Below are 10,673 nucleotides of genomic sequence, written 5' to 3'. Positions count from 1 at the left end.
CCACGACCACACCCACCTCCTCGACCTCATCGCCCACCACGACCCCGACGCCGCCGAAAAACACTGGCGCACCCACATCGCCACCACACCCACCCAGCCCCCGAGCGCGGTCCTGGACCTGCTCGGGCTGCCACCGGAGATCGCCGGTCGGGCAGGGCAGGGCAGGGCGGCGGTCGCCAGGTCATCGGTGCCCCTGCCACGGGGCGCGTCAGGCTGAGCGCACCGGCACCGGCACCGGCACCGAGAAGGATCTCGGCGATGCCGTCATCGGTCGGCAGACGCACCAGTCGGGGCGGACCCAGCCGGTCAGCGGCAACTAGCCGACCGTGGTGTGGAGCCGGACGAGATCGGCAAGGTCCGGCGAGACGACGGCGAGCAGGTCCCGGACCCGCGTCACCGCCGGCGCAGCCAGGCCGTCATAGATCTCGGCGAAGACGGTCCGGGCCTCCCTACGAGGCCAGCGACCGGGAAGAAGATCGATCGGCAGGTCCGGGTCGAGGCTCGGGAAACGCGCCCAGGACTCGAGCACCGCGGTCCGCGCGGCCAGCGCCTCCGCTCCCTGGACGTCCCCATGACGCACCCGTTCGAGCAACGGGGCGTAGGTACTGACGAAGTCCTCGTAGGTGTGCTGGAGCTCGCTGAGGTCCCAGGCGGCCATCGGCGGGCGCGGGTCGGTACGCCTCGCCTCGGAGGTGGTGATCAGAACCGTGGAAGCACTCACACCCAGCTCGGCGAAGACCCGCCGGGCCGCCTCCCCGACCAGCCGGGGCGTCACCCACATCCCGTCGTAGAGCGGGGCGAAGCCCAACCAGCGCAGCCGCGCCCGCACCGCGTGGCGGACGTCGCGCTGCCCCTCCGGGATGGAGAAGGCCGCCACGGTCCAGCGCCCGTCCCACGGTTCGTGCCGGAGACCGAAGCCGAAGGTGCGGTTCAGGGACTCCCGGACGGCGAGCGAGGCCTCGGCCGTCAGCCCGTAATAGGTGTTCCGGCCGATCCGGGACGGTTCCAGGAGGCCACGCCGGGACAGCCGGCTCAGTGCGGCCCGCGCACCCACGGTGCTGACGTCGAAGTCCGCGAGGAGGCTGACCAGCACGACGGAGGGGATGTGCTCGCGGCACCCGGCCCAGTAGTCACCGAGCAGGGTCGTCAGCAGATGCTGTGGCTGGGCACCGACCTGCACCCGGGGCAGGTCGACGATATCGGCGGGCGCCGGGAGCGCCGAATTCACCCCCGGAGCCCGAGGTCTCGACTCACGGACAGTGGAGCGACGGCCACGACCGGGATCACGGTCGCGACCGGCCAGCCGAGCGGGCGCTGTCACGCCATCTGATTTTACGAGCCGCTGGCGCCGTTCCACGCCACTGGTCCGGATCTCCTGTGGTCCCGGTGACGTCGGTCGGCCCGGACCCGGTCGACCTGTACGCTCGGCGACCATGAGCTCTGGACGGGTGCGGGTGCGATTCGCGCCGTCGCCGACCGGCATGTTCCATGTGGGCGGCGCACGGTCGGCGCTGTTCAACTGGCTGGTGGCCCGCGGCTCCGGCGGCGACTTCGTGCTCCGCGTCGAGGACACCGACGCGTCCCGTAACCGCCCGGAGTGGACCGCCGGCATCATCAGCGCGTTGGACTGGCTGGGTATCAGCCCAGGCGGCTACGAGGGCCCGCTGTTCCAGTCGGAGCGGGCCGAACGGCATCGCGAGGCCGCCGCCGGCCTGTTCACCGCGGGGCAGGCCTACCACTGCGACTGCACCCGTGACCTGCTCGCCGAGCGGACCGGGAACGCGCAGCGCGGCTACGACGGCTTCTGCCGGGACCGCGGGCTCGGCCCGGGCCCGGGCCGGGCGCTGCGCTTCCGCACACCCGACGAGGGCACGACCGTGGTCGTCGACGTGATCCGCGGCACGCCGGAGTTCCCGAACGACACCATCGAGGACTTCGTCATCGCCCGCGCGGACGGATCCGCGGTCTTCCTGCTCGCCAACGTGGTCGACGATCTCGACATGGGCATCACCCACGTCATCCGCGGCGAGGAGCACCTGCCCAACACGCCGAAGCAGCAGTTGCTGTGGGCAGCGCTCGGCGCCACCCCGCCGGTGTGGGCGCACGTCCCGGTCATCGTCAACGAGAAGCGGCAGAAGCTGTCGAAGCGGCGCGACAAGGTCGCGCTGGAGTCCTACCGCGCCGAGGGGTACCTCTCGGCGGCAATGAAGAACTACCTGATGCTCCTCGGCTGGGCGCCGCCCGGCGACGAGGAGATCGTGCCCTTCGCCACGATCGAGAGCACGTTCCGGCTCGAGGACGTGAAGCCCTCCCCGGCGTTCTTCGACGAGAAGAAGCTCCGGGCCTTCAACGGCGAGTACATCAGGGCAATGAGCGTCGAGGAGTTCATGGCCGCCTGCGAGCCCTGGCTGACGCCGGCGGCGGGTGTGGGCCAGGGCGGGAGCCAGGGCGGGGGCGAGCACGAGATCGCGCCGCCGCCGTGGCCGGCCGAGGGCTTCTCCCGGGAGGTCTTCGCCGCTCTCGCTCCGCTGGCGCAGACCCGGGTGTCGGTGCTGTCAGAGATCGTCCCCATGGTCGACTTCGCCTTCCTTCCCGCGGTGTCGATCGACGAGGCCTCGTGGACGAAGGCGATGAAGGGCCCGGCCCGGGAGCTGCTGCGTGACGTCGCCGCAGGCTACGAGAGCGTGGCCTGGGACGAGGACTCACTGCGCGAGGCGCTCGTGAAGATCGGCGAGGGCTACGGCCTCAAGCTCGGCAAGGCGCAGGCGCCTGTCCGGGTTGCCGTCACCGGTCGTGGTGTCGGTCTTCCGCTGTTCGAGTCGATGACCGTTCTCGGCCGGGAGAAGACCCTCGCCCGGCTGCGCCAGGCCGTCGACCGGCTCGGAACGGCCGTGAGCACGGCCTGATCGCCAGCGCCCGCGGCGGCGGACGCACGGGACCGGGCCTGTGGCCCGGGCCGTGGTTGGGACGGACCACGACCCGGGCCGGGAACCCGTCGGAGGGTGGGGGCTACCTCCGTCGGGTGGACTGGGGGCTCTCTCACTGCGGCCTTTCCACCCCATCAACACAGGCCTAAGCGATCCTTAAGAGCACGTCAAAAGTCCCTTGGAGTTCCCGGCAGTCACCCCCCGCGTTCCTTGCGGGTTAGCAGCGTGACCGACGCGACCTCCCGGGCGGGCGACATCGACCTTTAATGGAGGTGATGTCTACCGACCGCTACATCGAGCGCGTTACGTCCCGAGAAGCGGCGGTGAAGCGGCCCGCCACGATCCGCGAGGTCGCGGCACTTGCCGGCGTCAGCGTTTCCACGGTCAGCAACGCCCTGGCCGGTCGGCGGTCGGTCAGCGGCGAGTCCAGCGCCCGGGTGCGGGCCGCGGCCCACCGGCTCGGCTACCGGCCGGGCAGCGGGGCACACACGCCCCGCACACCGACCCGCCACGCGGTCGGGCTGGTAGTCCCGGACGCGCAGAACCCGTTCTTCGCCCAGATCGCCCATGGCGTCGAGACGGTGGCGCAGTCCCTGGGCTGGGCCGTCTTTCTGGCGAGCGCCAACCTGGACGACGCCCGCGAGGCCGACTACCTGGACCGCATGGCGGGCGCCGCCGACGGCGTGCTCGTCTGTTCGACCTCCGGCCACACCGACCAGGTCCAGCACATGATCGACAGTGGGATAGCGGTCGTCGCGTGTGACGAGCGGCTGGCCGTGGCCGGCGCCGGCGGGGTCTTCTCGGACGACCTCGCCGCCGGTCGGCTCGCTGCGGCGCACCTCCTCGCCCGCGGGGCACGCCGCATCGCGATGATCTGCGGCCCGGAGCACCTGACGACCGCCCGCGCCCGGCGCACCGGTTTCCGGGCCGAACTGCAGGCCGGTGGACGCTCGATGCCTCCCTGGCGGTCCCTCGCCAGCGACTACACACTCGACGGCGGGCGCTGGGCGACGGATCAGATCCTCGCCTCCGACCCGCGGGTCGACGCGATCTTCTGCACCAACGATCTCCAGGCGGTCGGTGCCGCGCAGGCGCTGCGCCAGGCCGGGCGGGAGGTGCCCGGGGGGGTGATGCTGATCGGCGTCGACGGCATCGCCTGGGGCGAGCTCACCGAGCCGTCGCTCACGTCGGTGGCGCGCCACCCGCACCGGCTGGGCGCCGAGGCAGCACGCCTGCTGATCCAGATGGTGAGCGGCGAGGCGGACGCCCGGGAGACGGTGCTACCCGTCTCGCTCGTCGAGCGGGACAGCACTCGCAGCGGCGTCCTCGCCGGCGGCACCGAAACCGGGGACGGCGCCGGGAACCGTGGCAGCGGCGGCGAGGGGGGCGGACGGAGTCCGGGAGGCAGCGGGAGTCCGGGAGACGACGCCGGGACCAGCGGCGACCGGAGCGACGTCCAGGGCTCGGGCGGCGTCGGAAGCCTGCGCGTGCCGGGGTGCGATGCCAGGGTGATGCGGGGACCGGCCTGAGCCCGCCGACGGCCGCCGGGCGCGGATGAGCCGCTGGGAGCAGTCCACGAGATGGCGGCGGAACTGCTCGTCGTCCAGCGCTGTCACCCGCGGATCGATCCCCGCGCCACGTAATCCGGTCAGCAGCATGCCGGCCGCCATCACCGACCCCACGTCAGGTGTGGGGCCGGCGAGCACGGCGACGAGGCGCTCGGCCAGGGCGGGGTACCCGGAGCGCTCCCGCAGGATCGCGGCACAGGTCGGGTCCCCGTGCATGAGCCCGTAGAGGCGCCGGTTACCGATCACCAGGTCGGCCAGGCCGCGGATCACCGCGTCGACCTGGGCGGACCGTGACCGCTTGCTCTCCGCGAGGGCAGCGACCTCGGCGAGGTGGTCGAGCGCGGGCCGGACCACGGCGAGCACGATCTCGTCCTTGCTCTTGAAGTGGTGATAAACAGCCGCCTTGGTGACACCCGCCGCGTCCGCGATCATCTGCAGTGAGGTGGCGCTCACGCCCCGCTGCGCGAACAGGTCCAGTGCCGTGGCGCTCAGCTTGAGCCTGCCGGCGCCTGTGCCCACCCGGCGGTCCACCAGTTCGACCGTCACGATCTTCTTCTCCCGTCCCGGCCCGCGAACACCCCACAGCGGCCCGAAACGGCCGTTACGGAGACCGATCCCGCACGTCACGGGCCTGTCAGATCGGGATCGGCGGGCCCATTGTGGCCCAGCACCCGCCATTTCGGGGCCACTCCGGGCGACAGCTGCCCTCGCCGGACCAGTCATGGTCCGGGCCGGGCGTTGTCCCGCTGGGACGAGTTGGCCCCACGCCGGGACGAGAGCCACCCGTGGAGGTTCCGCCAGCGACGGACAAAACATCATCTATCGGATGAAATCCGGCAACGACGCCGCAGGGTGCGCATCGTGGGCGGGCGATCGCAGAGTGGTCCCGCAAAGTCACCATCGGGCACCGCCGAACAGTCAGGGAACGGGCCGACTCCGAGGGGCTGGGCGCACGTCCGCGTGAAATCCGCGACGACGGCGGGCAACACCCCGCAAGGAGACAGCTTGTGCGCACCGTTCTGTACCGCCTCGGCCGGTCCTGCCACCGGCATGGCCGGGCCGTCCTGGGGCTGTGGCTGGCCTTCCTCGTGCTGGCCGGCACCGGTGCCGTGTGGACATCCGGGTCGGTCGACGGTGTCCTCCACCTTCGTCCCGGCCACTCCGCGGGCGCCGCGCTCACCGGGCCCGCACTGCCCGGAACGGGGTCGGCGCAGGCTGCGGATCTCATCCGCCAACGCCGGTCGGCCTCCGATGCCGTCGCCCAGGCCGGGGACGCGGCGACCGCGTCGTTCGTCCTGCGCCTGGGTGCCCGCGGCGATGACGGGGCGACTCTCGCCGACCCGCGCCACCGGGCCGCGGTAGACCGCACTCTGACCGAGTTGCGCGAGATCCCACAGGTAACGCGGGTGGGTGACCCCCTCGGTGACGCCGTCCCCGGCGACACCCGCCAGGCAGCCAGGAGCGGGCTGGCCGGCGAGAGCGGGCTGGCCGGTGACGGCCGATCCGCGTACGCGCTGGTCACGTTCAGTGTGACAAGTCCGGACCTGGCCACCGGAACGCGTGATGCGCTGATCGCGGCGGCCCGGCCGGCACGTGATGCCGGGATCACCGTCGACATCACGGGGCCGGCGGCCGAGCAGTGGTCCCAGCCGCCCAGTGCCGTGCTCACCGGACTCCTCGCCCTGGCCGTCGTTCTCGCCGTCGTTCTCGCCGTCGCGGCCGCGTCGGCAGCCACCTCCGGTTCGACGGCCGCCCTCGCCCTGCTCCCGGCCGTGGGGGCTGCCCTGCTCGCAGGCCTGGTCAGCGTCGTGGTCGGCGGCTTCGCCGCGCGGCAGGCGGTCGTCTGGGCGGGTTTCGACATCGCCGCCGTGGCACCGGCGCTGGCGGTCGGGCTCGTCACCACGCTCGGGTTCACGGTGCTCGTCACCGTCAGGTTCCGGCAGGAGGTCGCGTCCGGGCACCGGGGCGCGGAGGCGGCCGGGCACACGCTGCGGACCACCGGGGCGGATGTTGCCGTCGCCGGCCTGATCATGATGATCACGCCCGTCACGCTGGCCGTCACCCGCGTGCCGATGCTGACGGTGCTGGGCCTGGCGACAGCCGGGAGCGTCGCCCTCGCGGTCTGCGTCGCTCTCACGCTGCCGATCGCCGTGCTCGGCGCGGTCCGGGTGAACGACACAGGCGGCGAACCCGCGGCTGCCCCGAGCGGCACGCGAGGCGAACCAGAGACACCGCGACCGCAGGGGACACGAGGATCGCAGGGGACACGAGGATCGCAGAGCACGCGAGGGCCACAGGGGACGCGAAGGCCACAGGGGGCGCGGACGGTCACGTGGCGGCCGGTCCGGGCGCTGCTCCTCGGCCTGGCTGTGCTCGGCGTGGTCGCCCTGCCGGTGGCCGACCTGCGGCCGGGGCCCCTCGACCACAGCATCACCGCCGCCTCGGACGGGATCCTCCGAGGCGCTGGAGATCAGCTGAGCATGGTCTTCGGCCCCGGGTTCACCGGCCCGCTCCTCCTGGTGATCGACACCGCCGGCGCACCGGACCCTGAGCGCGCGGTCCAGCAGATCCGCGGGACGGTCGGGGGCATGCGCGACGTCGCGCTCGCGACCGAACCCCGCCTCGGGGACGATCTGGCGACTGTCACCGTGGTCCCGCTCTCCGGGCCGGGCGATCCGGCGACGGCGGAGCTGCTGCGCGACATCCGCGGCCGCGCCGCGGGCCTCGCGGCCACCACGGGGGCCCGGCTCACGGTCGGCGGCCGGACGGCGATCGACATCGACGTCGCCCAGCGGCTGACCGACACCCTGCCGCTCTGTCTCGCCCTCGCCGTCGGGCTGACGGCCGCCGCGCTCGCCCTGGCGCTGCGCGGCCTGCCGGCGGCCCTGGCGGTCACGCTCGGCTCCCTGTTCAGCCTCGTCGGGACGTCCGGCGCCGCCGTCGCGCTCCTCCAGTGGGGCTGGCTCGCCGGCCCGCTCGGGATCGGGCGGCAGGGACCGGTCGCCGCGGTCCTCCCGGTGGTGGCGGTCGGGCTCCTGGTCGGCCTCACGGCCGGACATGGTGTCTTCATGGTGTCCCGGATGCGGGAGACAGTCGCCCGGGCGGCGGACCCACGCACGGCGGTCACCATCGGCTACCGGGAGGGCGCGCCGACCGCCGCTGCCGTCACGGCGGTCGCGGTCGTCGTCCTCACCGCGCTGGCCCTGCCGGCCGATCCGCTGCTGCGTCCGGTCGGCATCCTGCTGGCGTTCGGGCTGCTGCTGGATGTCGGTGTGGTCCGCCTGGTGCTCCTGCCGGCCGCGTTGCGGCTGCTCGGGAGGTCCGCCTGGTGGCTGCCGACCACCGCCGCGATGCGGCCCCGCACCGGTCGGGCCGGTCGGGCCGGAACATCACCACCCGTCGCCGCGCAGCTTCCGCAGACCCCGCCGCTCGCGGCACCGGACGCCGCGGCACCGGACGCCGCCTCGCCCGCCAGCAGTGCGAACAGCCCCGAGCCCGCGCCGGACGAGTCCGGCGCAGCTGGCTCCGCGGCCGCATCAGGCCCGCCGGCGACGCCCGAGGACCAGCCGGGTGAGCTCGTCCACCACTGACCGGTGCCGCCATCGCGGCGGTCAGGCGTCCCGGCGTGAGGTGAAGCGGCGCAGACGCAGGCTGTTCCCCACGACGAACAGCGAGCTGGCCGCCATCGCGGCACCGGCCAGCATCGGATTCAGCAGGCCGGCGGCGGCGAGGGGAAGTGCCGCGACGTTGTAGGCGAACGCCCAGAACAGGTTGCCCTGGATGGTGCCGAGGGTCCGCCGGGCGAGCCGGATGGCGTCGACGGCGGCCAGCAGGTCGCCGCTGACCAGCGTCAGGTCGCTGGCCTCGATCGCGACGTCCGTGCCTGTGCCCATCGCGAGCCCCAGGTCGGCCTGGGCGAGCGCGGCGGCGTCGTTCACCCCGTCGCCGACCATCGCGACGACCCGGTTGGCGGCCTGCAGCTGCCGCACGACCTCGATCTTGCCTTCGGGCAGCACCTCGGCGATCACATCATCGGCGGCGATCCCGACCTCGGCGGCGACGTTCGCCGCCACGGTCGCGTTGTCGCCGGTCAGCAGGACCGGGCGCAGCCCCAGCCCACGGAGCTCGCGGATGGCGGCGGCGGACGTCGGCTTCACCGCGTCAGCAATGGTCAGCACTCCCCGGGCCCGCCCGTCCCAGGACACCGCGACGGCGGTGCGCCCGGCGGCCTCGGCGTCCCGGGCGATCTCGGCCAGTGCGGTCGGCAGCGGCTGCGAGCAGCTGCTGAGCAGCCTCGGGCGGCCGACCAGCACCGCGTGCCCGTCCACGACCCCGCGGACCCCCAGCCCCTCCCGGTTCGCGAACTGCGCGACGGTGGGCAGCTCCTCGGCGGAACGGGCGGCGGCCCCCGCGGCGGCCCGGCTGATCGCACGCGCGACCGGGTGTTCGGAGGCGCTCTCCAGCGCGCCGGCGAGCCGCAGCACCTCGTCGCGGTCCTCCCCCGGCGCGGCGGCGACGTCCTGCAGCGTCATCTCGCCGGTGGTGACCGTTCCGGTCTTGTCCAGGAGGATCGTGTCGGCCCGCAGCGTGGATTCCAGCACCTCCGGCCCGCGGATGAGCACGCCCAGCTGGGCGCCCCGCCCGGTGCCGACCATGAGCGCGGTGGGAGTCGCCAGGCCGAGCGCGCAGGGGCAGGCGATGATCAGCACCGCGACCGCGGCGGTGAACGCGAAGGTGAGCCCGTCTCCCCTGCCCAGCCAGTAGCCGAAGGCGGCGATCGCGATGGCGATCACGACCGGGACGAAGACCCCGGCGACCCGGTCCGCGAGCCGCTGCACCGGCGCCTTGCCGGTCTGCGCCTCCTCGACGAGCCGGCCGATCCGGGCGAGCTGCGTGTCGGCCCCGACCCGGGTGGCCCGGACGACGAGCCGCCCGCCGGCGTTCAGGGTGGCACCCGTCACCGCGTCCCCGGGACCGACCTCCACCGGCACGGACTCGCCGGTCAGCATCGAGGCGTCGACCGCCGAGGCACCTTCGACGACCACACCATCGGTGGCGATCTTCTCGCCGGGACGGACCACGAACAGATCGCCGACGTCGAGCTGGTCGACGTCCACCCGGATCTCCCTGCCGTCGGAGAGAACCGCGACGTCACGCGCGCCGAGGGTGAGCAGCGCACGCAGGGCCGAGCCGGCGCGCCGCTTCGCCCGCGCCTCCAGATACCGGCCGGCCAGAATGAAGGTGGTGACCCCGGCCGCCACCTCCAGGTAGATGTTGTCGCCCCCTCCCCCGCGGGTCACGGTGAGACTGAACCCGTGGGTCATTCCGGGCTCGCCCGCGTCACCGAGGAACAGCGCGTACAACGACCAGCCGAAGGCGGCGAGCGTGCCGGTCGAGACGAGCGTGTCCATGGTCGCGGCGCCGTGCCGCAGGTTCATCCAGGCCGCGCGGTGGAACGGCCAGGCGCCCCAGAGCACCACCGGCGCGGCCAGCGCGAGCGAGAGCCACTGCCAGTAGTCGAACTGCAGGGCCGGGACCATCGCCAGCAGGACGACCGGAACGGTGAGCGTGGCGACCGCCACCAGCCTGTCCCGCAGTGCTCGCACCCGGGCCGCGCCCGCGGTGTCCCCGTCGTCCGGGTCCCTGTCGTCCGGCTCGGGCACGGAAGCCGGCACCAGCTCCGGACCGGGCATCGGCCGCGGGGCCGGGGCCGGGGCCGGACCTGCTGCGGCCGGGCCGCGGCCCTCGCCGGGGCTGCCGGTCCCGCCCGACGGCTCGCGGTCGCCGTGGACGGCGCGGTCGCCCTGGACGGGGCGGTCGGCACGGTCGGCCGCGGAGCTCGCGGCACCGGGCGGCAGAACCTGCACGGCGGGTGTGGCCGGCACGGCGGGTGTGGCCGGCGGGGCCTGCGGGGCCGGGCGCACGGACGCCCGCGCGACGGCGGGCGGCGGTACGGCAGCCGTGTAGCCCGCGGCCCTGACCTGGGCGACCAGGTGCTCGGTCGGCAGCGTGACCGGGAAGCTGATCTTCGCTTTCTCGGTCGCGTAGTTGACCGTCGCAGTCACACCGTTGATCTTGTTCAGCGTCCGTTCGACGCGAGCCGCACAGGATGCACAGGTCATCCCACCGATCACCAGGTCGACCTCACGTCGTTCGGTGGCCGTTGGGCTCATCGGAT

Annotated in this window: 5 protein-coding genes and 2 pseudogenes; 4 read left to right on the top strand and 3 right to left on the bottom strand. The window is 73.6% G+C overall.

All coding sequences use genetic code 11. The features are described 5' to 3' along the window. A pseudogene (locus AB1460_RS09860) lies at nt 1-217 on the top strand (FadR family transcriptional regulator); the annotation flags it as partial. Nucleotides 218-316: 99 nt separating this feature from the next. Here AB1460_RS09860 and AB1460_RS09855 read toward each other — a convergent pair. Then, nucleotides 317-1,228 (bottom strand): PaaX family transcriptional regulator C-terminal domain-containing protein, encoded by a 912-nt coding sequence (locus AB1460_RS09855; protein WP_368960490.1) that lies wholly within the window; start codon nt 1,226-1,228, stop codon nt 317-319. Between the two features lie 205 nt (nt 1,229-1,433). On the opposite strand from AB1460_RS09855, the gene gltX reads away from it, so the two are divergent. Next, nucleotides 1,434-2,906, top strand: a complete 1,473-nt coding sequence (gene gltX, locus AB1460_RS09850) for a glutamate--tRNA ligase (protein ID WP_368960489.1) — start codon at nt 1,434-1,436, stop codon at nt 2,904-2,906. 344 nt (nt 2,907-3,250) lie between these two features. Next, a complete protein-coding gene (locus tag AB1460_RS09845; RefSeq protein ID WP_368960488.1) occupies nt 3,251-4,456 on the top strand; it encodes a LacI family DNA-binding transcriptional regulator in 1,206 nt (401 codons plus the stop codon). A 402-nt stretch (nt 4,457-4,858) separates the two neighbouring features. Here AB1460_RS09845 and AB1460_RS09840 read toward each other — a convergent pair. Further along, nucleotides 4,859-5,173: pseudogene (locus tag AB1460_RS09840) on the bottom strand (helix-turn-helix domain-containing protein); the annotation flags it as partial. Nucleotides 5,174-5,502: 329 nt separating this feature from the next. On the opposite strand from AB1460_RS09840, the gene AB1460_RS09835 reads away from it, so the two are divergent. Continuing rightward, entirely contained in the window at nt 5,503-8,085 is a 2,583-nt protein-coding gene (locus AB1460_RS09835) for an MMPL family transporter (protein ID WP_368960487.1), read from the top strand. Nucleotides 8,086-8,106: 21 nt separating this feature from the next. Here the strand turns inward: AB1460_RS09835 and AB1460_RS09830 are convergent, their stop codons facing one another. Then, nucleotides 8,107-10,617 (bottom strand): heavy metal translocating P-type ATPase, encoded by a 2,511-nt coding sequence (locus AB1460_RS09830; RefSeq protein WP_420497231.1) that lies wholly within the window; start codon nt 10,615-10,617, stop codon nt 8,107-8,109. Nucleotides 10,618-10,673: the final 56 nt, after the last annotated feature.

The sequence above is a fragment of the Parafrankia sp. FMc2 genome, assembly GCF_041008525.1.
In the GTDB taxonomy this organism is placed as follows: domain Bacteria; phylum Actinomycetota; class Actinomycetes; order Frankiales; family Frankiaceae; genus Parafrankia.
This window is presented reverse-complemented; position numbering and strand designations above follow the sequence as displayed.

Bases quoted from the DNA above. Each gene is read 5' to 3' on its own strand.
- gltX (WP_368960489.1), top strand. From the start codon at position 1,434: ATGAGCTCTGGACGGGTGCGGGTGCGATTCGCGCCGTCGCCGACCGGC.
- AB1460_RS09830 (WP_420497231.1), bottom strand. From the start codon at position 10,617: ATGACCTGTGCATCCTGTGCGGCTCGCGTCGAACGGACGCTGAACAAG.